Annotated in this window: 24 protein-coding genes and 1 pseudogene; 21 read left to right on the plus strand and 4 right to left on the minus strand. The window is 54.1% G+C overall.

The window, feature by feature from the left end; all coding sequences use genetic code 11:
• Window positions 1-152 precede the first annotated feature (152 nt).
• The 10 genes and pseudogenes from BRW62_RS04825 to BRW62_RS04870 all read left to right on the plus strand — a co-directional run bounded on the left by BRW62_RS04825 (window position 153) and on the right by BRW62_RS04870 (window position 12,868).
• Window positions 153-2,124, plus strand: a pseudogene (locus tag BRW62_RS04825) (NAD(P)H-quinone oxidoreductase subunit 5).
• Between the two features lie 70 nt (window positions 2,125-2,194).
• Window positions 2,195-3,775, plus strand: coding sequence for a photosynthetic/respiratory NAD(P)H-quinone oxidoreductase subunit D1 (ndhD1, locus tag BRW62_RS04830; RefSeq protein ID WP_099798509.1), 1,581 nt, complete (start codon window positions 2,195-2,197; stop codon window positions 3,773-3,775).
• On the plus strand, window positions 3,775-4,602 hold the full coding sequence (locus BRW62_RS04835) for an alpha/beta hydrolase (RefSeq protein WP_099798510.1): 828 nt from the start codon (window positions 3,775-3,777) through the stop codon (window positions 4,600-4,602). The genes ndhD1 and BRW62_RS04835 overlap by 1 nt, the downstream gene beginning before the upstream one ends.
• 278 nt (window positions 4,603-4,880) lie before the next feature.
• Complete coding sequence (gene ftsY / locus BRW62_RS04840; protein ID WP_099798511.1) at window positions 4,881-6,245, plus strand: signal recognition particle-docking protein FtsY; 1,365 nt, start codon at window positions 4,881-4,883, stop codon at window positions 6,243-6,245.
• On the plus strand, window positions 6,242-7,426 hold the full coding sequence (locus tag BRW62_RS04845) for an LL-diaminopimelate aminotransferase (RefSeq protein WP_099798512.1): 1,185 nt from the start codon (window positions 6,242-6,244) through the stop codon (window positions 7,424-7,426). Before ftsY ends, BRW62_RS04845 begins: the two co-directional genes overlap by 4 nt.
• A gap of 136 nt (window positions 7,427-7,562) precedes the next feature.
• Entirely contained in the window at window positions 7,563-9,374 is a 1,812-nt protein-coding gene (gene lepA / locus BRW62_RS04850; RefSeq protein ID WP_099798513.1) for a translation elongation factor 4, read from the plus strand.
• A gap of 11 nt (window positions 9,375-9,385) precedes the next feature.
• Window positions 9,386-9,565 carry a hypothetical protein gene (locus BRW62_RS04855; RefSeq protein WP_099798514.1) on the plus strand — a complete coding sequence of 60 codons (180 nt, stop codon included), beginning with the start codon at window positions 9,386-9,388 and terminating at the stop codon, window positions 9,563-9,565.
• A 61-nt stretch (window positions 9,566-9,626) separates the two neighbouring features.
• Window positions 9,627-11,261, plus strand: coding sequence for an alpha-D-glucose phosphate-specific phosphoglucomutase (locus BRW62_RS04860; protein ID WP_099798515.1), 1,635 nt, complete (start codon window positions 9,627-9,629; stop codon window positions 11,259-11,261).
• Between the two features lie 2 nt (window positions 11,262-11,263).
• The gene (gene sbcD / locus BRW62_RS04865) at window positions 11,264-12,541 is read left to right on the plus strand and encodes an exonuclease subunit SbcD (RefSeq protein ID WP_099798516.1); all 1,278 of its coding nucleotides are present in this window, start codon (window positions 11,264-11,266) and stop codon (window positions 12,539-12,541) included.
• A gap of 141 nt (window positions 12,542-12,682) precedes the next feature.
• Window positions 12,683-12,868 (plus strand): hypothetical protein, encoded by a 186-nt coding sequence (locus BRW62_RS04870; RefSeq protein WP_099798517.1) that lies wholly within the window; start codon window positions 12,683-12,685, stop codon window positions 12,866-12,868.
• Here the strand turns inward: BRW62_RS04870 and BRW62_RS04875 are convergent.
• Together BRW62_RS04875 and ggt are read right to left on the minus strand one after the other, a co-directional pair.
• Window positions 12,865-13,446 carry an L-threonylcarbamoyladenylate synthase gene (locus BRW62_RS04875; RefSeq protein ID WP_099798518.1) on the minus strand — a complete coding sequence of 194 codons (582 nt, stop codon included), beginning with the start codon at window positions 13,444-13,446 and terminating at the stop codon, window positions 12,865-12,867. The two genes, BRW62_RS04870 and BRW62_RS04875, sit on opposite strands and share 4 nt — an antisense overlap.
• A 19-nt stretch (window positions 13,447-13,465) precedes the next feature.
• Window positions 13,466-15,172, minus strand: a complete 1,707-nt coding sequence (gene ggt / locus BRW62_RS04880; protein ID WP_099798519.1) for a gamma-glutamyltransferase — start codon at window positions 15,170-15,172, stop codon at window positions 13,466-13,468.
• A 226-nt stretch (window positions 15,173-15,398) separates the two neighbouring features.
• On the opposite strand from ggt, the gene BRW62_RS04885 reads away from it, so the two are divergent.
• The 6 genes from BRW62_RS04885 to BRW62_RS04910 all read left to right on the plus strand — a co-directional run bounded on the left by BRW62_RS04885 (window position 15,399) and on the right by BRW62_RS04910 (window position 20,321).
• On the plus strand, window positions 15,399-16,220 hold the full coding sequence (locus tag BRW62_RS04885) for a PD-(D/E)XK nuclease domain-containing protein (RefSeq protein WP_157768328.1): 822 nt from the start codon (window positions 15,399-15,401) through the stop codon (window positions 16,218-16,220).
• Between the two features lie 298 nt (window positions 16,221-16,518).
• Window positions 16,519-17,301 carry a Fe-S cluster assembly ATPase SufC gene (gene sufC, locus BRW62_RS04890; protein WP_099798521.1) on the plus strand — a complete coding sequence of 261 codons (783 nt, stop codon included), beginning with the start codon at window positions 16,519-16,521 and terminating at the stop codon, window positions 17,299-17,301.
• A complete protein-coding gene (sufD, locus tag BRW62_RS04895; protein WP_099798522.1) occupies window positions 17,298-18,590 on the plus strand; it encodes a Fe-S cluster assembly protein SufD in 1,293 nt (430 codons plus the stop codon). The genes sufC and sufD overlap by 4 nt, the downstream gene beginning before the upstream one ends.
• Window positions 18,591-18,674: 84 nt before the next feature.
• Window positions 18,675-19,277, plus strand: a complete 603-nt coding sequence (locus tag BRW62_RS04900) for a 2OG-Fe(II) oxygenase (protein WP_227517584.1) — start codon at window positions 18,675-18,677, stop codon at window positions 19,275-19,277.
• A 16-nt stretch (window positions 19,278-19,293) separates the two neighbouring features.
• Complete coding sequence (locus BRW62_RS04905) at window positions 19,294-19,827, plus strand: hypothetical protein (protein WP_099798524.1); 534 nt, start codon at window positions 19,294-19,296, stop codon at window positions 19,825-19,827.
• Between the two features lie 41 nt (window positions 19,828-19,868).
• A complete protein-coding gene (locus BRW62_RS04910) occupies window positions 19,869-20,321 on the plus strand; it encodes a hypothetical protein (protein WP_099798525.1) in 453 nt (150 codons plus the stop codon).
• Here BRW62_RS04910 and BRW62_RS04915 read toward each other — a convergent pair.
• Entirely contained in the window at window positions 20,299-20,985 is a 687-nt protein-coding gene (locus BRW62_RS04915; RefSeq protein ID WP_099798526.1) for a phosphorylase family protein, read from the minus strand. The genes BRW62_RS04910 and BRW62_RS04915 overlap by 23 nt on opposite strands.
• Window positions 20,986-21,249: 264 nt before the next feature.
• Between BRW62_RS04915 and BRW62_RS04920 the strand changes: the two genes are divergently transcribed.
• The 5 genes from BRW62_RS04920 to BRW62_RS04940 all read left to right on the plus strand — a co-directional run bounded on the left by BRW62_RS04920 (window position 21,250) and on the right by BRW62_RS04940 (window position 24,703).
• The gene (locus BRW62_RS04920) at window positions 21,250-22,305 is read left to right on the plus strand and encodes a phytoene/squalene synthase family protein (protein ID WP_198406164.1); all 1,056 of its coding nucleotides are present in this window, start codon (window positions 21,250-21,252) and stop codon (window positions 22,303-22,305) included.
• Between the two features lie 98 nt (window positions 22,306-22,403).
• Window positions 22,404-23,276 carry a 6-carboxytetrahydropterin synthase gene (locus BRW62_RS04925; RefSeq protein WP_099798528.1) on the plus strand — a complete coding sequence of 291 codons (873 nt, stop codon included), beginning with the start codon at window positions 22,404-22,406 and terminating at the stop codon, window positions 23,274-23,276.
• 3 nt (window positions 23,277-23,279) lie between these two features.
• Window positions 23,280-23,690: an MAPEG family protein gene (locus tag BRW62_RS04930; RefSeq protein WP_099798529.1), complete on the plus strand. Its 411-nt coding sequence runs from the start codon at window positions 23,280-23,282 to the stop codon at window positions 23,688-23,690.
• A gap of 51 nt (window positions 23,691-23,741) precedes the next feature.
• Window positions 23,742-24,221 carry a Fe-S cluster assembly sulfur transfer protein SufU gene (gene sufU / locus BRW62_RS04935; RefSeq protein ID WP_099798530.1) on the plus strand — a complete coding sequence of 160 codons (480 nt, stop codon included), beginning with the start codon at window positions 23,742-23,744 and terminating at the stop codon, window positions 24,219-24,221.
• The gene (locus BRW62_RS04940; protein WP_099798531.1) at window positions 24,221-24,703 is read left to right on the plus strand and encodes a Ycf51 family protein; all 483 of its coding nucleotides are present in this window, start codon (window positions 24,221-24,223) and stop codon (window positions 24,701-24,703) included. The genes sufU and BRW62_RS04940 overlap by 1 nt, the downstream gene beginning before the upstream one ends.
• Window positions 24,704-24,722: 19 nt before the next feature.
• On the opposite strand, the gene BRW62_RS04945 is transcribed toward BRW62_RS04940, so the two are convergent.
• Window positions 24,723-25,571, minus strand: coding sequence for an inositol monophosphatase family protein (locus BRW62_RS04945; RefSeq protein WP_099798532.1), 849 nt, complete (start codon window positions 25,569-25,571; stop codon window positions 24,723-24,725).
• Window positions 25,572-25,573: the final 2 nt, after the last annotated feature.

The raw sequence follows: 25,573 nt of genomic DNA on the forward strand, positions 1-25,573 counted from the left end.
CCAGCACCACTACCCGTGTTCGTGAGGGGATATGGCAGAATGTAAAGGGTTTTGCCTAGACTAGCGATTAATACCTACTAAAGTCTAAAGTCCGCATAGACCTAGAGTATATCCCTAGATAGAGCAGATCGGCTCAAGGTTAGGTTGCACACATGGAACCCCTGTATCAATACGCATGGCTCATTCCCGTCTTACCCTTGTTGGGTGCCTTAGTTGTTGGTTTTGGCCTCATTTCCTTCTCTGAGACCACCAGCCGCCTGCGGCGACCCAGTGCCATTTTCATCATGGCTCTGATGGCGATCGCCCTTGGCCATTCCCTCGCCATTTTGTGGAGCCAAAGCCACGGGCACGCTCCCTACACCCAGATGATTGAATGGGCGGCAGCGGGCAGCCTGCACATCGTCATGGGCTATGTCATTGACCCCCTCGCAGCAATGATGCTCGTGGTGGTTACCAGCGTTGCGTTTCTGGTGATGCTCTACACCGATGGCTACATGGCACACGATCCGGGGTATGTACGGTTTTATGCCTACCTCAGCCTGTTTGGCTCCTCGATGCTGGGGTTAGTGGTCAGCCCTAACTTGGTACAGGTCTATATTTTCTGGGAACTGGTGGGGATGTGCTCGTACCTACTGGTGGGGTTTTGGTACGACCGCAAAAGTGCGGCAGAAGCGGCTCAAAAAGCGTTTGTTACCAATCGCGTTGGTGACTTTGGCCTGCTGCTGGGAATGGTAGGCCTCTTTTGGGCAACCGGTACCTTTGAATTTGGTGAAATGGGCGATCGCCTCACCGAGTTACTGAACAGTGGCTTGCTCTCTTCGCAGTTGGCCGCCATTCTGGCCATCCTTGTGTTTCTCGGTCCGGTGGCCAAATCCGCCCAATTTCCCCTGCACGTCTGGCTTCCCGATGCCATGGAAGGTCCCACCCCATTTCGGCACTGATCCACGCGGCAACAATGGTGGCAGCAGGGGTGTTTCTCATTGCCCGCATGTTCCCGGTCTTTGAGCAACTCCCTATCGTCATGGACATCATTGCCTGGACAGGGGCATTTACCGCCTTCATGGGTGCCACCATTGCCATTACCCAAAACGACATTAAAAAAAGCCTTGCCTACTCCACCATTTCTCAGCTCGGGTACATGGTGATGGGGATGGGCGTGGGCGCGTACAGTGCTGGATTATTTCACCTGATGACCCACGCTTACTTCAAGGCCATGCTCTTTTTGGGGTCAGGTTCTGTCATTCACGGCATGGAAGGCGTTGTGGGTCACGATCCTAACCTTGCCCAAGATATGCGCTATATGGGAGGCTTGCGCAAATATATGCCCATTACGGGGCTAACCTTTTTAATTGGGTGCTTAGCCATTTCCGGGGTTCCTCCCTTTGCTGGGTTTTGGTCCAAGGATGAGATTCTTGGGGCGGTGTTCCATGCCAACCCTGCGATGTGGGTACTGACTTGGCTGACTGCGGGTCTAACGGCCTTTTATATGTTTCGGATGTATTTCATGACCTTTGAGGGGCCGTTTCGTAACGTCCCTGCCGAGCTTCAAGCACATCACGATCAGGGGCATGGCAAGCACCATGCTGCCGCACCCCACGAATCGCCTTGGACAATGACGGTTCCCTTGGTCGTGTTGGCTATTCCCTCAATGCTCATTGGTTTGCTGGGCACCCCCTTTAACAACCTCTTTGAAGCGTTTGTTCATGCTCCCGGAGAGGCGATCGCAGCCCATAGTTTTGATTTAACGGAGTTTTTAGTGCTGGCGGGTAGCTCCGTTGGCATTGGCCTCATTGGCATTACTGTTGCCTCCTTGATGTACCTCAAGGGCACGCCCAGCCCCAAAGCATTGCCAAGGCGATCGAACCCCTCTACCAGTTTTCCCTGCACAAGTGGTACTTTGATGAGCTGTACGACGCAGTATTTGTCAAAGGCTGCCGCCGCTTAGCACGGCAGGTGTTGGAAGTGGACTACAACGTCGTGGATGGTGTGGTCAACCTCACCGGCTTTGTCACCATGGTCACCGGTGAAGGGCTGAAGTACTTTCAGAATGGTCGTGCCCAATTCTACGCCCTCATTGTTTTACTGGCGGTGCTGGGCTTCGTGATCTTCTCGGTGCAAACTTAAGCGCTTCTTCTTACCCCACCATTGACCATCATGGACATTATCTATTCCTTGAGGAGTAACGAGTACCCCCATGAGTAACTTTCCTTGGTTGACTGCAATCATCCTTTTTCCGATTGTGGCCTCCTTTGCGATTCCCCTGATTCCCGACCCTGAAGGGAAAGGACGACCCATTCGTTGGTATGCCCTTGTCATTGGCCTGATTGATTTTGCGGCCATTGTTTATGCCTTCACGAACTTCTACGACCTAAATACCCCTGGGCTGCAATTGTGGGAAAGCTATGATTGGATTCCGACCTTGGGGTTGCGCTGGTCTGTGGGGGCGGATGGTCTCTCAATGCCCTTAATTTTGCTGACGGGCTTTATTACCACGCTGGCAATTTTAGCGGCCTGGCCTGTTACCCTCAAGCCGCGTCTTTTCTACTTCCTGATGTTGGCGATGTACGGCGGTCAAATTGCTGTCTTTGCCGTCCAGGATATGCTGGTGTTCTTTTTGGCATGGGAACTGGAGTTGATTCCGGTTTACCTGCTGCTGGCCATTTGGGGGGGCTATAAGCGGCAGTACGCCGCCACAAAATTTATTCTCTACACCGCGGGTAGCTCCCTGTTTATTCTGGTAGCGGGCTTGGCCATGGCCTTCTACGGCGACACCATTAGCTTTGATATGCATACCCTAGCGATGAAAGACTATGCCATGGGCTTTCAACTGCTGGTCTATGCTGGCTTTTTGGTAGCTTATGGGGTAAAACTGCCGATTGTACCGCTGCACACATGGCTACCGGATGCCCACGGTGAGGCAACCGCCCCGGTGCACATGCTCTTAGCCGGTATTCTCTTGAAAATGGGTGGCTATGCGCTTATTCGTATGAATGTGGATATGCTGCCGGCAGCCCACGCCACCTTTGCACCAGTCTTGGTGATTTTGGGGGTGGTGAATATTATCTATGCTGCTCTGACGTCCTATGCCCAGCGCAACCTCAAGCGCAAAATTGCCTACTCGTCAATTTCCCATATGGGGTTTGTGCTCATTGGCATTGCTTCGTTTACGAATTTAGGGATGAGCGGTGCTGTTCTGCAAATGGTGTCTCACGGTCTCATTGGCGCCAGCCTCTTTTTCTTAGTTGGGGCAACCTACGATCGCACCCATACGCTGATCCTCGAGGAAATGGGGGGGGTTGGCCAAAAAATGAAGAAGATCTTTGCGATGTTTACGGCCTGCTCGCTGGCTTCCTTGGCATTGCCAGGGATGAGTGGCTTTGTGGCGGAGCTACTCGTATTTATCGGCTTTGCCACCAGTGATGCCTACTCCTTGCCCTTTCGGATTCTTGTGGTCTTTTTAGCAGCGGTGGGGGTTATCCTCACGCCCATTTACCTTCTGTCGATGTTGCGGGAAATTTTCTTTGGGCCAGAAAACAAGGAACTGACGGAGCATGAGGCGCTGATCGATGCTGAACCCCGGGAGGTCTTTATTATTGCCTGCCTGTTGGTGCCGATTATTGGTATTGGCCTATATCCCAAGCTGCTGACGCAAATTTACGATGCCACCACCGTACAGGTGATTGCGCGAGTGCGCGAGGTCGTACCGACCCTTGCCCAACACCCTAGCTCCTCAGTGGCCGACATGCCGAAGGTGGCACCAGAGCTAAACGCCTAATGGGGCAGCTGCGGCACTACCTGCTGGGGGAGGTTAGTTGGCAGCGGCTGGTGCGCTCAGCAGTCCTGATCTACGTCCTTGTGGCGGCCTACGTTTACGTCCGTGCTGATGCTATGATCTTTCGGCCGCCGCCTCCCACCTATGATTTGTTGGCTCAGATGCGCCTTATCCCCATGGAGGGGGGCGATCGCCTCGCGGTGCTGTATTTACCGAATCCCGCAGCTACGTTCACGCTGCTCTACAGTCACGGCAATGCCGAAGATTTGGGGGTAATTGAACCCCTCTTGACCCAGTACCGCGATTGGGGGTTTGCTGTGTTGGCCTACGACTACCGTGGCTATGGGCTGAGTACGGGCACCCCCAGCGAAGCCAATGCCTACCAAGATGCCAGAGCTGCCTACAAGTACCTGACCCAGACTCTCAACGTTCCACCAGAGCAGGTCATACTGTACGGGCGATCGCTCGGGGGCGGTGTCGCCACAGAACTGGCGACCCACGTACCTGTTGCTGGGCTGATCTTAGAAAGCACGTTTACCTCTGCCTTTCGGGTTGTGGTGCCTTTTCCCTTGTTTCCGTTCGATAAATTCACCAATCAAGCCAAGCTACCGCAGGTGCCGGTGCCGGTTTTAATCCTGCACGGGACTGCCGATGAGGTCGTGCCTTTTGAGCATGCCCAAGCCCTATTTGCCACTGCGGCCACCCCCAAATTTTCCCTGTGGGTTGAGGGTGCTGGTCACAACGATTTTAGTGCTGTTGCGGGCGATCGCCACCGGCAGGCACTGCAAGACTTTGCCCACATTCTGCACGGTTTGCGAACTAACGACTAGCGGTGTGCCATAGGTATGTTGCCGCCTCGTCCAAGTAAAGGTTGATTTTGGAGACCGGTTGCATCGGTCGCACACCTTTCTATGTCTGCTACGATAATGCCATGGCACCAGCCTGCCAGTACAAGGGATCGCAGGTCTACGCGCAACAGTCCCCCATGGAGCAGTGGCTCCATCGGTTGCGCTACCTGTACAACTAACTACCGGCAGATTGCCGCAACGGTGAGACATACAATAATCTGTCAGGGATTGATCTAGAAGGAATAAAGAGAGAAGAGCGGATGGTTTTTAACTGGTTTCGGCGTAAGTTTGGTGGTAGTGGCGAGAGTGAGGTACCCGCTGATACGGTTGCCACGCCGCAGCCAGAGGCTTCCGCAGCGCCACCAGACCTAGAACCAGACTCCCAGGCGGCTGAGGGCGGCCTTCTCAATTGGGCGAAAACGGCTCTGCAATCTATCCAGTCGCGCCAGAATCCTAGGACGACGGAAACAGCGGAAACAATCACTGCAACTGAGGTCAGCGATGCACCACCAGATGCTGTGTCCGAGGCACCCCCTCCGGACATCGTACATCCAGTGGCAGCAGAGGAACCGGAGGCCGCAGAGACCGTGGCACCGGTTGCTCTCGATGCTGGATTTTTGTGGTCAGCGGAAGTGTTAGCTGCCCAAGGTCGTCGCCCTGAAGAGGTGGATCTCGAGGAAATTACGTGGCTACAACGACTACGTCAAGGCTTAGGCAAGACCCGCCGCGGGCTGGTGCATCAACTGCGCTCCATTGTGGGTCAAGGCCCGTTAGGGCGTGATGCGGTTGAAGAGATTGAAATGCTGCTGCTGCAATCTGATGTGGGGGTGAAGGCCACGGATCAGATTATCGCCGCACTGCAAGCCAAAATTCGCCAAGAGACCTTACCCGCCGATCAGGCGATCGCCTACCTCAAGCAAATTCTGCGCGATACGCTAGATGCCCCTTTTCGCAACGGCTATGCCCAAGATTTTGCCCCCCAGAAAGGGCAGCTCAACATTTGGCTGATCGCTGGGGTGAACGGTGTAGGTAAAACGACGACCATTGGCAAATTGGCTCATATTGCCAGCCAATCGGGCTATCGCTGTTTGATTGCGGCGGCGGATACCTTTCGAGCCGCGGCCACAGAACAGGTTAAAGTTTGGGGGCAACGCTCCAATGTTGAGGTTATTGCCAATCCCGGTAAAAATACTGACCCGGCGGCAGTTGTGTTTGATGCGATCGGTGCTGCCCAAGCCCGGGGCACCGAACTGCTGTTGGTGGATACCGCCGGACGGCTGCAAAATAAGGCCAACCTCATGGAAGAACTCAAAAAAATTCGCCGCATTATTGATAAAAAAGCCAGCAATGCCACCATTGAATCGCTACTAGTGCTCGATGCCACCCTAGGGCAAAACGGCCTGCGGCAGGCGCAGGTGTTTGCTGAGGCGGCACAGCTTACGGGGGTGATCTTGACGAAGTTGGATGGCACGGCCAAGGGGGGGGTTGCCTTAGCTGTGGTTCAAGAGTTGGGGCTACCGATCCGTTTTGTGGGGGCAGGCGAAGGCATTAAGGATTTACGACCGTTTTCCAGTTTTGAGTTTGTAGAGGCCTTGCTCTCCAGTGAGGTGGAGGTGGCGGCGTGATCTTGGCCGATCGCCTCGGGTACTTCCGCAGCAATGTCTTTGATGCCATGGATCGGGTTAAAGCAACCGTGGCGGCCACAGGGCAGTCGATTGTGGATTTATCCTTAGGCTCTGCGGATTTACCGGTTGCCCCCCATATTCTGAGGGCGATTGAAGCCGCCCTGCAGGATCCGAGTACCTATGGCTACCAGTTATTTGCCAGCACCGCTGCCTTTCGGATGGCAGTGGCAACGTGGTATGAACGGCGATTTGGCCTAAAAGTTGACCCGGAACGGGAAGTGCTCACGCTGATTGGCTCACAGGAGGGAACGGCTCACCTCCCCCTTGCGGTGATGAATCCCCGCGAGTATGCTCTTGTGCTCGATCCGGGCTATCCGTCCCATGTGGGTGGGGTCTATTTGGCAGGCGGGCAGGTCTATCCCTTGCCGCTACGGGCAGAGAACCAGTTTTTACCGGACTTAGAGGCTGTCCCCTTAGCTGTTCGTGAGCAGGCCAAACTCCTGATTCTCAGCTATCCCCATAACCCTACCGCAGCAGTCGCCCCCCTAGCATTTTTTGAAGAGGCGGTGACCTTTTGCGATCGCCACGGTATTATTCTGGTGCACGACTTTCCCTACGTTGATTTAGTGTTTGATCGTGAGCGCGCCCCCTCGATTTTTGAGGTGGATCGCGATCGCCAAGTGGGGATTGAGTTTTATAGCCTATCAAAGTCTTACAATATGGGCGGCTTTCGCATTGGCTTTGCCATTGGTCGCGCTGACTGCATTGCTGGGTTGCGTCAGGTGAAATCGGTCATTGACTTTAACCAGTATGCGGGAATTTTACGCGGGGCGATCGCTGCTCTCACCGAGGATCAAGCCTGCGTGCGCCAAACTTGCGAGACGTTCCGGACGCGGCGGGATGCCTTTGTCCAAGCCCTCGCAGATCACGGCTGGTTCGTACCCCTGCCACCCGCCACCATGTACGTTTGGGCTCAGCTCCCCCCGCCGTGGCACCAAGACTCCCTTGGCTTTTGTCAATCCTTGGTCAAAGCGACTGGCATTGCAGCCGCACCTGGATCTGGCTTTGGCCAAGGCGGCGAAGGCTATGTCCGGTTTGCCCTTGTGCGCGATCGCCCCTGTTTAGAAATTGCGGCAGCTCATATTGCCGCCTTTACCCTAAAAGAAGGTTCACTTCTTTAGAGCAGCACGTCACCCTGTGCCTCAGGCGATCGCCAACACGTCATCAAAACCCCAATCAACCTCGTATGAGTAAGTAGTATGTCAAAATCAAGTCAGGGGTCTTTTAACATTTCTACAAGTTTGCGGCTGCATTTTTATGACTGACGTTCCAGTTTCCCATATTCGTAATTTTTCGATTATTGCCCACATTGATCATGGTAAATCGACCCTTGCCGATCGCCTCTTGCAATTTACTGGCACCGTCGATGCGCGGGACATGAAGGAACAGTTCCTCGACAATATGGATCTAGAGCGGGAGCGGGGGATTACCATTAAGCTGCAAGCAGCACGAATGACCTACACAGGGCGCGATGGCCAAACCTACATCCTCAACCTGATTGATACCCCCGGCCATGTGGACTTTTCCTACGAAGTGTCCCGCTCCTTGGCCGCCTGTGAAGGCGCCTTGCTCGTCGTGGATGCGTCCCAAGGGGTGGAAGCCCAAACCCTCGCCAACGTTTATCTTGCCCTTGAGCACAACCTTGAAATTATTCCAGTCCTCAATAAAATTGACCTACCGGGGGCAGAGCCGGAGCGAGTGAAGGGGGAAATTGAGGAAATTGTGGGGCTAGATTGCTCCCAAGCTGTCTTGGCCTCTGCGAAAGAGGGGATTGGCATTGCCGAGATTCTTGAGTCGATTGTCCACCTCGTGCCGCCGCCCCAAGATACCGTAGCGGATCCCCTACGGGCGTTGATTTTTGACAGTTACTACGACCCCTACCGCGGTGTCATCGTCTATTTCCGCGTCATGGATGGGGTGGTGCACCGGGGCGATCGCATCCGTTTAATGGCATCCGGCAAAGAGTACGAGATTGACGAACTAGGGGTGCTTGCCCCCAACCAAACACCCGTTGAGAGCCTCCACGCCGGAGAAGTGGGCTACCTCGCCGCAGCTATTAAAGCGGTAGGAGATGCCCGGGTCGGCGATACCATTACCCTTGCCACCAAACCAGCCAAGGCTGCCCTGCCGGGCTATACCGAGGCCAAGCCCATGGTATTTTGCGGGTTATTCCCCACCGATGCAGCGCAGTTTGAAGACCTGCGGGATGCCCTTGAAAAGCTCAAGCTGAACGATGCGTCCTTGCACTATGAGCCGGAAACCTCCAGTGCCATGGGATTTGGCTTCCGCTGTGGCTTTTTGGGGCTGCTGCACATGGAAATTATTCAGGAGCGCCTAGAGCGCGAGTACAATCTAGACTTAATCATTACCGCTCCGTCCGTGGTCTATCGGGTCACCACCTTGAAGGGGGATGTGCTGACCATTGACAACCCCAGCCTCCTGCCTGAGCCGCAATACCGCCAGAAAATTGAAGAACCCTACGTCCAAGTGGAAATGATTACCCCCGAAACCTACGTCGGCACCCTGATGGAGTTAGCCCAATCACGGCGGGGGATTTTTAAGGATATGCGCTATCTCACGCAAGGGCGCACCACCCTCATCTACGAGCTGCCCCTAGCGGAAATTGTTACTGACTTTTTCGACCAAATGAAGTCGCGATCGCGGGGCTACGCCAGTATGGAGTACCACCTGATTGGCTACCGTGAAAACGACTTGGTGAAACTGGATTTGCTCATTAACAATGATCCGGTGGATTCCCTAGCGGCCATTGTCCATCGCGATAAGGCATACTACGTTGGCCGTGCCCTTGTCAGCAAACTCAAAGACTTGATTCCACGGCATCAGTTTAAGATTCCCATTCAGGCGGCCATTGGTTCGCGCATTATTGCCAGTGAGAGTATTCCTGCTTTGCGCAAAGATGTGCTAGCCAAATGCTATGGCGGGGATGTCTCGCGCAAACGTAAACTGCTAGAGAAGCAAAAGGCGGGTAAAAAACGCATGAAAGCCATCGGGAGTGTCGATGTGCCCCAAGAAGCATTTATGGCCGTTCTGCGGCTGAAGGACGAATAGGGAGCATACAGATGTCCACATCAAAATGGGTGGCCGTCGTCACCGGCGTTATTTCCTTACTGCTGGGGGTGGGCTACCTCCTACTGGTGCAGCTTTTAGATTGGCGGGGCGACTTCCAGCCCGCACCGATGGGACTATTACTTAGATTCGCCTTGCAGCTTGGGGGATGGTACTCCTCCAACGTTCTTTGATGTTGCCTACCGCAGCGCCCCAACTCGCAGTACACTAGCCTTGACAGGCTTAGGACGCGACATGGGTATTCAAGTCATTCCTACGACTCCCTTTAGTGATCAAAAACCGGGCACGTCCGGACTTCGCAAAGCAGTACCGGTCTTCCAGAAACCCCACTACCTTGAAAACTTTATCCAAGCAATTTTCGACACCATTGGCGATCCCCAAGGGCGACCCCTTGTCCTAGGGGGTGATGGTCGCTATTTCAATGCTGAAGCGATTCAAACGATCCTCAAGATGGCGGCGGCCAATGGCTTTTCCCGCGTCAAGGTAGGGCAAAACGGAATTCTTTCTACCCCTGCGGCCTCCTGCGTCATCCGCAAGTACGGTGCCATTGGTGGGATTATCCTTTCAGCTAGCCACAACCCTGCCGGTCCCCAAGGCGACTTTGGCGTTAAGTTCAACACCGCCAATGGTGGCCCCGCACCGGAAAAAGTCACCAATGCAATCTATGAACGCAGCTGTAGCCTCCGCCAGTACACCATCTACACAGCACCCGATGTGAGCCTGCATACCCTTGGGGAGTTCCCCCTAGGGGAAATGATTGTTGAGGTGATTGATCCGGTTGCTGACTATCAGGCGCTTTTGGAAAGCCTGTTTGACTTTGACTGTATTCACGATGCCATCACGGGTGGGCGACTGTCCCTGATCTTTGATGCCATGCATGCTGTCACAGGTCCCTATGCCCACCAGATTTTAGAGACGCGCCTAGGGGCACCCCGGGGCACCGTGCAACATGGGGTGCCGCTGCCGGATTTTGGCGGGGGTCACCCGGATCCTAATTTGGTCTATGCCCATGACTTGGTGCAGCAACTCTTTGGTGACGATCCGCCGGTGTTTGGTGCTGCCTCTGATGGCGATGGCGATCGCAACATGATTTTAGGCGCGAATTGCTTTGTTACCCCCAGTGATAGTCTGGCCATCTTAGCGGCAAACGCCACCTTAGTGCCCGGCTATAAGGAGGGTCTGGCGGGCATTGCCCGTTCCATGCCCACCAGCCAAGCGGCCGATCGTGTAGCGGCCACCCTAGGCATTGACTGCTACGAAACCCCAACGGGTTGGAAGTTTTTTGGCAATCTCTTGGATGCGGGCAAAGCAACCCTCTGCGGCGAAGAAAGTTTTGGCACTGGCTCTAACCATGTGCGAGAAAAGGATGGGCTTTGGGCGGTGCTATTTTGGCTCAATATTCTGGCGATCAAGCAACAGTCAGTGGCAGATATTGTGCAGTCTCATTGGCGCACCTATGGCCGTAATTACTATTCCCGCCACGATTACGAAGGCATCGACAGCGATCGCGCCCATACCCTGATGACCCAACTCGAGCAAAAGCTACCGCAGATGGTGGGGCAGTCTTTTGGGGCGTACACCGTGGCGATCGCCGATAACTTTAGCTACACCGATCCGGTGGATCACAGTGTTAGTACCCAGCAGGGTCTGCGTCTGATCTTTGACGACGGCAGCCGCATTGTCTATCGCCTCTCGGGTACAGGAACGCAAGGCTCGACCTTACGGGTGTATTTGGAGCGCTTTGAGCCGAATCCCCACCACCAGCACCTAGATGCCCAAGTTGCCCTTGCGGATCTCATTGAATTGGCCAACCAAGTGGCCAATATCCAAGGGTTAACGGGTCGCGATCGCCCCACCGTGATTACCTAGACATGAACGTCCTCCACGTTTCTGACATTCACCTTGGCAGTGGCCTCAGTCATGGCCACATCAATCCGGCCACAGGACTCAATACGCGGCTGGAGGACTTTATTGCTGCGCTGGGCACCTGCATTGATCGCGCACTTGCCGAGCCAGTGGATTTAGTTCTATTTGGGGGCGATGCCTTTCCCGATGCAACGCCCCCTCCCTTTGTTCACGAAGCCTTTGCCCAGCAGTTTCGCCGTTTAGCCGATGCCCAAATTCCTACGGTACTGCTGGTGGGCAACCACGATCAACACGCCCAAGGGCAGGGGGGCGCGAGTTTATCCCTTTACCGCACCCTCGGTGTCCCTGGGTTTATTGTTGGCGATCGCCTAGCCACCCATCGCCTGCACACCCGCGCTGGTGCTGTTCAAATCATCACCCTGCCGTGGTTGACCCGCTCGGCACTGTTAACCCGCCCGGAAACCGTGGGGTTGTCCCTTGCAGAGGTTCATCAACTGCTGCTGGATCGCCTGAGTGTTGCTCTTGAGGGCGAAATTCGCCAGCTAGATCCAGCACTGCCAACGGTGCTACTGGCTCATGCCATGGTGGATACTGCGCAGTACGGTTCCGAACGCTACTTAAGTGCTGGCAAAGGGTTCACGCTTCCCCTCAGCCTGTTGGCTCGCCCCTGTTTCGACTATGTCGCCTTGGGGCACGTCCATCGCCATCAAGTGCTGTGCTATGATCCGCCTGTGGTCTATCCCGGCAGTATTGAGCGGGTGGACTTTGGCGAAGAGGCAGAGGAGAAAGGGTACGTCCTGATTGATCTGCACAAGGGTAAAACCCACTTTCAGTTTTGCCCCCTGCCAACCCGACCATTTCAGACAATTCGAGTTGACCTAACGGAGATTGAAGGAGATCCCCAAGCCGCATTGTTAGCGGCGATCGCCCATCGCCCCACACGTGGTGCTGTGATTCGGGTGATTTACCAACTGCGTAGCGATCAACTCTCGCAGATTAACCTTGGGGAACTGCAACAATCCCTGACAGATGCCCACAGCGTTAGCTTTTTACCCCAACTGGTGAATACGCAGGCGATCGCCCGTCTTCCTAGCACAGCCCTAGAACAAGCCCTCGATCCGAGCCATGCCCTGCACCTCTACCTCGACCACCATCCTGAGCTAGAGCCACTGCGGCAAGACTTATTAAACGCCCTGCATACGCTGTGCCCCAGCGATACCGAGATCACTCCACAGCTCACCGAGGAGACTGAACTGAAGATTGAGCAGCTACGGCTAATTTGAGGGGTTCATTCGGGGGTATTGAACCCCTCTCAATTGCCGCTCCTGTCCCTCCCCGACCTGAAGGTGCGGGGCTTCTCGGAGGTTTTCGGTGAACGCGATGGAAGCAGTATGATATGTAGCAAAACGGCATGGAGCACTCCCATGGATTCAGCCCAAATTAAAGCCCTCGTCGAAAAAGCCCTTGAGGACAAAATCCTTACCCTAGAAGAGCACGGCCAAATTATTGATGCGGTGCTTGCGGATGGCCAAATTTCAGAGGAAGAGGAAAAAATTCTCCATGACCTTCTTGAGCGGGTTGCATCTGGGGAGGTGGACTCGCAGTACTAAGGGGTAAACACGATTTGCCCTTGACGCAGCACCTGCCATTCACCCTCTTGCCATTGCACCACGGTGGAGGGCTGAGGTGGGGTGGGGGGCAACTCCCATCCTTGGAGCGTTAGCACTTGGGGAAAGGTTTCAACGATAGCCTTCAGGTCGGTGAGGGGTGGCTCTCCCGATCGATTAATACTGGTGGTGGCAAGAGGCCCTGTTTGCTCAAGTAGAGTCTGTGCCCTTGGCCAAGCCGGTACCCGCAGGCCAATTGTGCCTGTGTTTTGCGGATTTAACCCCACGGGCAACTCAGCGGCGGGCAGCACCAGTGTTACGGCTCCCGGCCAGTAGCGCTCAGCGATCGCCTGCCACTGCTTAAATTCAGCAGCAGTGCCTTTCACAAAGCGCCAAAGCTGTTCGGGGTTCGCTCCCATGAGAATCAAGGGCTTATCTGGTTGCCGCCCCTTGGCCGCATAGATCAGTTCACCGCGATCGCAGCGGCTAGCCAACGCCGGCACCGTATCGGTGGGAAAGCTAATGAGCCAGTTGCCTGATCGCACTGCAGCTACCAGGGCTGCCATGGTCACCTCTGCCATTGATTGCCTCAAGTTTCAGTCAAAATCCAGCTGCAATCCCCTCACCGCGAGGATCCGCAGCTCCTTCTAAGGTTCCATTATCTAGCACGCGGATGAGGTTGGCATTGCCCCAGGGCTGCGGTTGTACCACGGTATAGCCCCACTGCTGCCATGTGGCTAGCCATTCTGGGGATACCCCAGGTTCAACAAACAAAACATCTGGCTCCCACTGCTGGTGCAGGCGAGGACTAGCCAGAGCCGTGGGCGCGTCCTGTCCGTGGTCAATGATATTGAGCAAGAGTTGCAGCACCGCAGTGATAATGCGGCTGCCCCCTGTGGAACCCATGGCCATAACCAGTTGGCCATCGCGGGTAACAATGGTTGGGGTCATGCTAGAGAGGGGACGCTTGCCACCGCTAATGCCGTTAGCAAGGGGTTGATTGTTGACCTGTACCCCAACCACACCAAAGAGATTGGGCTGATTAGGGGCGATCGCGAAGTCGTCCATTTCATTGTTAAGGAGAATGCCCGTCTGGGGGACAACTACGCCAGCACCAAAGGCACCATTAATGGTAAAGGTAAGGCTCACAGCATTGCGAGCGGTATCCACCACAGTCAGGTGGCTAGTATTACCTGACTCGGGGCGATGCAATTGGCTCGGATCAACCGCACGAACCCTGCTCTGAGGACGAGCCTGTTGGGGTAAAATCTCGCGGGCACGCTGTTGGGCATAGGCAGGGCTAGTGAGGAGGGCAATAGGTACCGCCACAAAATCACTATCTCCTAAATAGTGGGCGCGATCGGCATAGGCAATTTGCATGACACTGGCTAGCTGATGGCCGCGATCGGTGGGTGTGGTTGCCGGTGGCAATGCCTGAAGGAGGTTCAGCATTTGGATGAGGGTCACGCCACCGGAGGAAGGGGGCGGCATCGAACAGACCTGGAGGCCGCGATAACGACCGCAGATTGGCGATCGCCAGATGGGTTGATAACTGGCCAAATCAGCGCGGCTCATTTTTCCCCCTGATTGCCCCATGAAATCAGCAATGGCTGTGGCAATCCAACCGTTGTAGAAGTTATTGGGATTGGTGGCGATCGCCCCTAACGTCTTGGCCAAATCCGGCTGGCGGATAACAGTGCCGAGGGTTGGCACTTGCCCCTGATCAAGAAAAATCTGTCGGGCAGTGGCATCTGCTTGGAGAACCGCAAGACGGAGGGTCGCTGCTCGCCGATAGCGTTCTGTGACGCTAAATCCCTCTTCTGCCGCATGGATCGCAGGTGCAACAAGCTGCCGCCAAGGGAGCTTACCATAGCGATGATGCAGAGCAGCCAAACCAGCAATCGTTCCTGGCGTCCCAGCAGCTAGCACCCCATCTAAGCTGGCTCGTGGAATTAGATTTCCGGCACTGTCTAAATACATCGCAGGGGTTGCGCTTAAGGGCGCCCGCTCACGAAAATCTAAGGCTGTAATGTCCTGGGACGAGGCATCATAGACAAGGGCAAAGCCACCGCCACCAATCCCTGCGGAAAACGGCTCCACCACCGAGATCATCAACGCCGTAGCTACCGCAGCATCCACGGCATTTCCCCCTGCCCTGAGCACCTCAGCCCCCACGGTTGCCGCCGCTGGATGGGGCGCTACCACCATGGCTTGCAGGTTCTGGGTTGCTGCTTTGTTGGCGCGGATGGGAAGAATGACCAACCCTACCGTAACCGTCAGCCAAGACAGAAATCGAACATGGAGCATGGCTCTATCGTTGCCGAGACCTGAGTGTGGGACTTTAGTATGGTAGCGGCTTGCGCCAGCAAAGCGTGCTTTCCAGCCTACCCTCCGTGCGACACTATTCAGTACAGAAAATGTCACATCAAGTTTTAAATGAAAAATTAACAAAATAATATATTCAATATATTCCTAGTTGTTGTCGGTTGCCAACGATCTGCTATAGTCATCCACAAACTCTGCTGTAAATAATATGCTTCAGAGAAAAACAGAACGCTCTGCACAGCTCCCCGTTCGTCAGCTCTGGTCGAAAATTTCCTCTAAGTGGCCGGATATCTTTGTTTTAAGTGGTTTGACGATCGCCACCATTGGCATTGGCTATGGTCATCCTAGAGTTATTGCTGGTGGTTTGTCGGTTACGGTTGGGGCAGCATGGGTCTCCATACAACGGCAGCAACAGGTTATTATGCGGGATGTGAATCTGCTGAAGCAATTACGACCCCAGATTGAAGAGAGTCAGCAAGTCAGTGAATTTAGGCAGGATATTTCAAATCATCTGCAAACAATACAACAAACTCAACAAGCTATTACACAAAAACTCTTCCCAGACCCTATTAGTAAAATTATAGAAATATGCCAACAATTTCATGATTTAGCTGGTCAGCAGTTAAACATCGAAAAAGTTACAGAAAAAGATGTACAAAATGCTCTAGAACAACTTCTCAGGCGGGAACTGCGAAGATATCAATCTGGCGAACCTGACATCAGGCGTGAGTACCCAGTTCCGCAGACTTATTCTCATGGTTGCTTTATTGATTTTTTATTGGTTGGTTGCGGGTGTGCTATTGAAGTCAAGCAGGTACGTGCGAAATCTCAAAAAGAAATTGTAAAAGATTTAGCCATCGATTTTGAAGTCTATCGAAACGCTAGTCACAGATTTCACACACTCATTTGCTTTATTTATGATCCAGAATGCAAGCTAATTAATCCTGCTGGCTTAATCAATGACCTCAGTGGCGATCGCGGCGGGTTTCAAGTCAGGACAGTCATATCCCCTTATGGCGCAACCAACTAATTTGAAGACCCTTGAACAATTCTCCAAGCTCTGTCTATATGGGTCTTTTCAGATCGGTGGTGAAAATCGTACAATGAGATACTTTTAATCAGAGGCGGTATCAACACAGGGTCATCCATGCCCCATAGTACGGCGCTCAAGGTTGACCTGTGTGCAATGGCTCCTAAAGCCAGCGATCGCCCGCTTCTGCTGTAAGCAATGCTCTGCTACCAACAACCTCAATCACAATCCGCGAACTAACTGCGCTACATTAAGGAAATATAAATTCATGACCAACGGCCATCAATGGAGGTAAGGCGTGATTCGTCCCGACAGTCAAGTGATCTTAGAGGTGCGTGACCTCACCGCAAATGTAGAGGACACGCCAATTCTCAAGGGATTAAATCTGACGATCCGTGCGGGCGAAGTCCATGCGATCATGGGGCCCAATGGCTCCGGTAAAAGTACCTTCTCAAAAATTTTAGCGGGACACCCTGACTACACGGTCACCGGTGGTGACATCCGCTACAAGGGTCAAAATCTTCTGGAGTTGCCCCCCGAAGAACGGGCACGGGAGGGAGTGTTCTTAGCCTTTCAGTATCCCTTAGAGATCCCGGGGGTGAGTAATCTGGACTTTTTGCGGGTGGCCTACAATGCCAAACAGAAGCATTTAGGGCGCGAGGAACTGGATGCCTTTGATTTTGATGATTTGGTGCGCCAAAAAATTGACCTTGTTAAGTTGGAGGATAGCTTCCTACAGCGAGGGGTAAATGAAGGCTTTTCAGGGGGGGAGAAAAAGCGCAACGAGATTTTGCAAATGGCCTTGTTAGAGCCAACGCTAGCGATTCTTGACGAAACGGATTCGGGTTTAGATATTGATGCCCTACGAATTGTGGCCAATGGGGTGAATCAACTGACAACTCCAGATAACTGTATTTTGTTGATTACCCACTACCAACGACTGTTGGACTACATTGTGCCGGATTATGTCCATGTCATGGAGGCCGGACGCATTGTCCTTACTGGCTCTAAGGAGTTGGCGTTAGAACTAGAAGCACGCGGCTATGACTGGGTGCGGGAAGAGGAGGTGGTCACCCCATGACGATTACCGTTGTGGCGAACTCAGATCAGGCGGATCTACCGTTGGTGCCTGCGCAAAATGAACTCGAGCATCTGCTGGCTTTAGCACCCGCTTTTCAGGAGCCGACCTTAAGTGCACTGCGGCAAGCGGCAATTGCCCGCCTACGGGAACAGCACCTGCCTACCCCACGAGAGGAGGACTGGCGGTTTACCGATCTATCACGGCTGCGATCGCGATCTTTTCAGGCACCGATTGCCCCCCTTGCCCCTGAGATTGTTGCTGAAGTGCGGCATTTACTGTGCGAACGCGCTTTTGCTACGGCGGCACAACTTGTTCTTATTGATGGCCACTATTGTGCCGAGCTATCCCGCTTCAGTAGCGATCGCCTACAAAAAATACCCCCTCCCCAAGCCGTAGGTAGCATTGTCACTCCAGAGGTCTTCAGCGACTTAAATGCTGCCCTATTGGCCGAGGCAATTGCCTTGCGGGTAGAGTACCCCATTGCTGACCCCATTGAAATTTTTTACGTCAGCAGCCGTCAGCAGCAGAGCGTGGTGGCACCCCGACTGTGGGTAGAGGTGGCCGCCAATGCTGAGGCCACCTTAATTGAGCGGTTTATGTCCCTGACCGGTGACCAGCAGTTTACCAATAGTGTCACCGAGCTTCAGATAGCGGCGAATGCTCGCCTTAATCACGTGCGGATTCAACACCAGTCCCCCACTGCCCTGCATATTGGCTACACCGCCATCCGCCAAGATCGCAACAGTCGCTATCGGGGGCACGCCATTGATCTCGGCGGCAGCCTCAGTCGTCATCACTGGCAGATTCAGGCAATCGCCGCGGCTACGACCACTAGCCTCAAAAGCTTAGCTATTGGCATGAACGACCAGATTGTTGATACCCACTCAGTGGTTCTGTTCCAAGCTCCCCATAGCCGCAGTGAACAGGTTCACAAGTGCATTTTGGGCGATCGCGCCCACGGTATTTTTAACGGCAAAGTGATCGTACCGCAGCAGGCGCAGCTCACCGATGCCAGCCAATTAAATCGGACGCTACTTCTTTCTGATAAGGCTCGGGTGGATACAAAACCCCAACTGGAAATTGTGGCCGATAATGTCAAGTGCTCCCACGGTGCCACCGTCAGCCAGTTGGCCGCTGAAGATATTTTCTATCTGCGGAGTCGGGGTCTGGATGAGCGACAGGCGCGAGATCTATTGGTCAAAGCCTTTGCTTTGGAACAGCTTGCTGACCTTCACCCCGAACCCCTGCGGCAAGAGCTAGAGGAAGCCTTGCTGGCGGCTCTGCGCTAGGTGACGAATTGGGAGGATTGAGGTGCAACAGTCATCGCTAGTTGGTATTGAGCGTCCTTCCTCCTTCGGGATAAAGAGGAGTGCATGATGGCGGCGGCCACCTCCCCGTTGCAGATTCTAGATCTCGGCAGTGACATCCTGTTGTTTCAAGCCTTGATTCCCCCATCCCATTGCCAGCAGATTATTGCAACGGCGGAAGCAGCGGGGTTTGCGGCTGCCCAGATTTTAATGGGTACGGTGGATCAGGACGTACGCGGTGGCAGTTTAGTACGATTTGACCCATCCCACCCGGAGCAAGCCGCCAGTCGCCAATTGCTGCTCCAGCACACCCAGACCATTCAAATTGTGCTGTACCAGCACTACGGTATCCGCTTTCCGAACGTGGAAAACTTTGGCATTCTGCGCTATCACGAGGGGGAAGGCTACCGTCGCCATGTGGATAACCTGCTCCTTGCCAGCCGCCAAATGGAAATGCAGCAAGGCATTCCCACCCGAGATGTGAGTCTGGTGGGCTATCTCAACGATGGGTTCGAGGGGGGTGAAACCTACTTCGATCGCCAAGGGGTCAAGGTTAGCCCCCGCACCGGGGATGTGGTGGTGTTTCCCGCCTACTATACCCATCCCCACGCCGCGTTGCCGGTGGTACGGGGCACAAAGTACGCATTTGCTACATGGCTATTCTATTAGGAGTCTGCCCAGAACGATGGCTGAACCTACACTGCGTTTGCGAACGTCATTCCTCATTTCCGGAACCTTAATGGGACTGTATGGGGCATTGACGCTGCCCTTGCCCTTTCTTGCCGAACATACCGCTGCGCCGCTACCGCTGTGGCTCCTGTGGGGAGCGATCGCCCTCGGTGCACTCGCGCTGTGGGGGGCACTGAGCCAGCGGGTTGAACTAGACCCTCAAGGCATCGGCATCACCTATCCCCACTGGGTTCCTGCGGTGTTGCGGCGGCAATGGCAAGTGCCCTGGGCCGAGATTACAGCTGTGCAACCTCGCAGTACCAGTCAAGGGGGACTGGTGTACTACTTGGTCACCACCTCAGGTCAGGCGTATTTACTGCCAATGCGCGTGGCGGGGTTTACCAAGATGCTACGGTTCATAGAGCAGCAAACAGGGCTGCCCACCGCCCTCATCAAACCCCTAGCGCAGCCGTGGATGTACGGCACGTTAGCCGTTTTCACCCTGCTCTTGGGTGCGATAGATCTTTGGGTTTTGCTGAGTATGGGATAATGAAGCACAATTGTTGCTAGTTGCTACGATGCCCTGAAACTATGCCTAAGCGAAGCCTATGCCCATGGATACAGCGGGGGGTAGTGGGTACACTGCTGGGGTTGCTGTGCTGGATGAGCCTAGCCTCAGCACCGGCGATCGCCGCCATCCAAGTGCGCCTATTTGACCTTAGCTACCGCGACTGTCCGCCAGAGGTGGGCAGCGGTGCCGTTACCCCCGGAGGCACCACCCTCAAAGCCAACTGCTACCTGATTACTGGCAAAGCAGAAAATAAATCTGGCAAAACCGTCGTTGATGCCGATGTCTTTGGTCGCATTTACGATGCCAATGGCAATCCAGTCATGCAAAACCGCACCCGTGTTGGCGCGATCGAGGAGATTCCCCCCGGCATCAGTGACTTTGAAATTCGCATTAGTGTGCCCTACGATCAACCCACACCCTTGCAGCTAGAGCAGTTTAAGGCCTCTGGGTTTACGGCAAAGGTGCGGGGGTAAGATCCGCCAAACACCTCACCACCTCTGGAGCGATCGCCTCCAAGACGGCCAGCGCCCGCAAACTACCCTGCACTAGGTAGGCCGCCGCCAACGGATTCCGCAGCATCGCCACCATGAGTGGCCATGGCCGTAAATTTCCCAGATGATCAACAGCATGGGTTAAATCCGGCAGATCGCGATCGCCCCCATCACTGATCACCCGCACCATCGCTACCGGTATTCCCAACCCTTGCAAGTGCCGCAGCAGAAGCACTCCCTCCATATCCACCACCTCAACTCCCCACCGCCTTGCTAATGCCTGCTTCTCCTTGGCTTTGCACATTACGCCTTGGGTGGTGATGGCCTTTACAAATCGCCAGCGATCGCCAAAGCGAGCCAGCAACAACCCATCGAGGGAAGCCATGACTCCAGCCTCATCCTGACAGGTGCGATAGACCACCACCTCCCCCACCGGATCCTGTGGTTGCAGGCCACCACACACCCCAAGAACGACCGCTACGGTAGGCCCATTGGCCAAGGCTGCCGATAATGCTGGTGTGCTCAGGGCTGCCGCTCCCGCCCGCAGGGGAACCACCTGCCACCCGCGCAACCGCTGCCCTCGCAACCCCCGCTGTACCGCCCTGTATTCTGCCCCTTGGGGGACTAACACTAGTTGCCGATTCATAAACTGACCAGTCCAAAGAGTGGCACAATCAATCGTCCGCTAAGGTGAATGAGAGGCAATTTCCGCCAAATCTGATACCGTTATTTGTTGAGCGTATGCTATTGTTCTGGCAATCGGTGACAATTTCGATTCACAGGTAAAAACGCCTGCTCAACTATCACAGGCCACCTAGACAAAGAGTAATAAGTATGATAACTATAGATTCTGCTCAATCCTAATGGTCTAGGCTGTGCTTTATCAATGCGTGTAGGAGTGACCCCCCGTATGATTCAAATGGTGCTGGAAAACCCAGTTTCCGTCAAGGATGCAGAGCGGTTCTGCCAAGAGATATTGCCGCAAGTATCGCGCACGTTTGCTTTGAGCATTCGCTTCTTGCCGGGGCACTTGGGACGGGCGGTTCTCGTGGCCTACCTCATCTGTCGCATTGCCGACACGATCGAAGACGATCCTGTGGCCAGTATTCCAGCCAAAACAGCACTGTTGGATCACCTGCTGGAGTGTTTTGATAGCCCTGCCTTGGCCAATAGTTATGGGCAGACAGCGCGTGGCGTGGAAGGAGATGCCGCCCACGTGCAGTTAGTGCAAAACACCGGGTTAGTCTTTGCGTTGTATCGCACCCTACCCATTCGCTCACAGCAGCACGTTCAGCGATGGGTCAGCGAAATGGTGCACGGCATGAAAAAATTTGTCAACCTGCACCCCAATGGCATCCGTATTCAAACCCTTGAGGAATATAAAGAGTACTGCTATTACGTTGCTGGCACAGTTGGCTACCTCCTCACCGATCTATGGCATGAGCATTCCCCCAGCATTGGGGTTGAGGAGTACCAAGTGCTGCTGAAGCGGTGTGGCGCTTTTGGGGAAGCCCTACAAACCGTCAATATCCTCAAAGACATTGCGTGGGATGCAGAGCACGAAAATTCTATCTATATTCCCAATGATGCCCTCCTGCAGCAAGGTAGTAGTCACCAGTTGATTTTAAGTGCGGCACACCTAGAGCAAAACCACGCTGCTATTAAGGATCTGATTGCCTTGGCATGGCATGATCTTGACGAAGCCCAAGCCTATCTCCTCTCGGTTCCCAAAGCTGCGGTACCGATTCGGATGTTCTGCGTGCTGCCACTGCTGTTTGCCTACGCGACCCTGCGGGATCTCAGCCACTCCACCGCCATGCTCAAGCCCGGCGGCGTGGTCAAAATTAGTCGTGCTGAGGTGAAGTCCTTAATGCTCATGGGGCCGATTTCGATCTTGAGCAACCATACCCTACGTTGGTTGATTAGCCAAGTTCGTCAAAAGCCCTTCATCCTCACTGGTATTTAGACCACACCTAGAAAAATACCAATGGTGCAGTGGCTCAGAATTAGGCTACGATATGGGAAGATTTTCGCCTTGTTGCAAATCTTCACAAAGTAGCTGTAATGGTCTGTATTATCAACCGCCGTGCCGAATTTGCGGCTAGTCACCGCTACTGGTTGCCGGAGTGGTCTGAGGCTCAAAACCTATCTTACTTCGGTGCTTGTAGCCGTTTTCCGGGGCATGGTCACAATTATGAACTGGTTGTTTCCATGCAGGGAGACGTGGATGCCTTTGGCATGGTGCTGAACTTGTCGGAGGTGAAGCAGGTAATTCGGCAGCAGGTGATTGAGCCGCTCAATTTCTCGTACCTCAATGAGGTGTGGCCGGAGTTTCAAACTACCCTGCCCACCACAGAGCATCTTGCCCGCACGATTTGGGATCGGTTGGCTCCCCACTTGCCCCTTGTGCGGATTCGGTTATTTGAGCACCCCCGCCTTTGGGCGGACTACACTGGAGACCCTATGGACGCCTATCTTTCGGTTGGTACCCACTTTAGTGCGGCACATCGCCTTGCCCTTGAGGAACTCAGCTATGAGGAGAACTGCCGGATTTACGGCAAGTGTGCTCGTCCCCACGGCCACGGGCATAATTACCATGTGGAAATTACGGTCAAGGGTGAGATTCATCCGCGTACTGGGATGATTGTGGATTTGGTGAAGCTGGAAGCAGTGCTTAAGGAATGGGTGATTGAACCCCTGGATCACACGTTTTTGAATAAAGATATTCCCTACTTTGCGACGGTGGTACCCACAGCCGAGAACATTGCGATTTATATTGCCGATGTCCTGCGGCAGCCCATTCGTGACCTCGGTGCCACACTCCACAAGGTGAAGTTGATCGAAAGTCCAAATAATTCCTGTGAGATTCTGTGTGAGGAGTCTGCCCAAGGCACATCCCCCCGCGAAACAGTATTGCCAGTGTTGGAGCGCGTGTAGGACATGTTTCCAACGATTCGGTGGTTGTTGGCCGCTAGCCTAGTTGTTGCTACGGTGCTGATTTATTTTCCCTACATTTTTGTGGTGATTGGTCGGGTGCAGGCAGGGTTTGATGTGGCTGCCCCTCGGGCGCTGTTTGATAAGCTGCCACCCTTTGCCCAGCGGGCGGTGTGGGCGCACGAAAATTCCTTTGAAACTTTTATGCCCTTTGCGGCGGCGGTGCTGCTGACTCTTTTAACACATGTAGAGACTCAAACGGTGGCGATCGCCAGTGTGAGTTTTGTCGTTGCTCGCTTTCTCTACTCGATTTTCTATATTGCAAATATTCCCATTGGCCGCTCCTTGATGTTTGGTGTGGGGACTGCTGCTACCCTCACGCTCTTTCTCCAAAGTCTGGCGGCGCTTTCAGCGTAAAATGGAATAACTGATCCCTCAAAAATATGCTTTTGGCATAGAGTATAGTAAATGTCTCTAGACAATCTGCGCACCCTGTACCAGCAAGTTATTTTGGAGCACTACAAAAAGCCGCGGCATCGGGGGCAAGCGAATCCGGTAGATCGGCGGCAGCGGGGGCATAACCCCTCCTGTGGTGACACTATTGATTTAACCGTGGCCTTGGCCACGGATGATGTTGGTCAGTTGTTTATTAAAGACATTAAGTTTGAGGGAGAGGGCTGCGCGATCGCCATGGCGTCAGCGGATTTAATGGCGGATGCCCTGCGCGGACAACCCGTGGGACGTGCACTGGAAATGGTTGAGCAGTTCCAATCCATGATGAAGGGGCAGTTTGAGTTCCCAAAAGAGTTTCGCAAGCTCAACGTGATGCAGGGGGTCGCCCAGTTTCCGGTGCGGATTAAGTGCGCCACGCTGACATGGCATACCCTGCGAGCCGCATTGCAGCAACAGCAGAACAATGGCGTCATTAGCAACGAGGAGGAGGACTAGTGCTAACACCAACAGAGTTTGCCACCTATAGCCGTTGGGTTGGCATTGCCACAGTGGTGATGGCAGGTCTGACAGCTCTAGCGTTTTTATTGCGTTGGGGAGTCCGTTTTCGGTTTGTGGGTATTACTGGCTTTTTGGGGGTGGTGACGGTAGGGCTGTTTGCCCTGAGTATTGTGCCTATTGTCCATACCCCTGTCCCCGGGGCGGGCAAATATACACTGGTTTACGATAACGGCGCAACCCAAGTCGTGATTACAGTACCGCCAGAGGTGACCACAGAGACCTTGGAAGCAACCCTAGTGCAGGCAGCTAATGACTTATTTTCCCTTGGCCGTTTGGGACGAGGGGGCGATCGCCTCGTGGTGATTGCCCGCACTATTCGCCATCCTCAACCGAATGTTTCCGAACCCGTGATTCTAGGGGTGGCCACACGCTCCCTTAGCGATCGCACCGACACCCACGTTGATGTGCAAATTCTTTGACTAGACAGCAGCAGGGGGCTTAGTCGTCAGGTAAAAAGGCAAAGCCTAGGGGCTTGACCCGCTGTAGGGCATGGCTCAGAGCCGCGTGTAAATGCCCATTAGTGGCTAAAATGCGCCCTGAGGCCAGATCAAATGGGGATTGATCGTAGGCGGTTACCACGCCCCCCGCCTCACGGACAATGACCACCCCTGCTGCTAAATCCCACGGAGATAGGCCTCGCTCCCAATAGCCATCAAGGCGACCACAGGCTAAATAGGCTAAGTCAATGGCTGCTGCTCCGCCACGGCGCACCCCTTGGGTGAGGTGGGTTAAGTAGCAAAACTCGGCATAGTTGTTGTCGTCTGTGTCGCGGCGATCGTAGGCAAAGCCAGTGACCAGTAGGCTTTTGCTTAGCTCCGAGGTGTCAGAGACCCGAATCCGTTGGCGATCGCGAGTTGCGCCTAGCCCCGTCGCCCCGCGAAATAATTCCCGGTGAAAGGGATCGTACACCACACCCACATGGGGTTCCCCAGCTACCAACAGCGCAACGGAAACCGCGCTAAAGGGGTACTGGTGCGCGTAATTGGTAGTACCGTCTAACGGGTCGATCGCCCACAGAAATTCATTCTGTTGCATCCCTGAAAAACCAGACTCTTCCGCCAGAATGGCATGGTGCGGGCAGTGGCGCTGCAGAACATCGAGCACCGCTGCTTCCGACTGGCGATCGGCAACGGTCACCAAGTCACCCGCTCGCCCCTTTTCTTCAATCTCTGAGAGTTTTCCCCAATACTGCTGTAGCACAGCCCCACCCGCAAGGGCAGCCTCGGTAGCAATTTCTAGGTAGCGCTGCCGCTCTACCTCCGGAAGGGAGCAGTTTACCGATGCCATAC

Origin of the sequence: Thermostichus lividus PCC 6715 (assembly GCF_002754935.1) — a bacterium.
GTDB lineage: Bacteria > Cyanobacteriota > Cyanobacteriia > Thermosynechococcales > Thermosynechococcaceae > Thermosynechococcus > Thermosynechococcus lividus.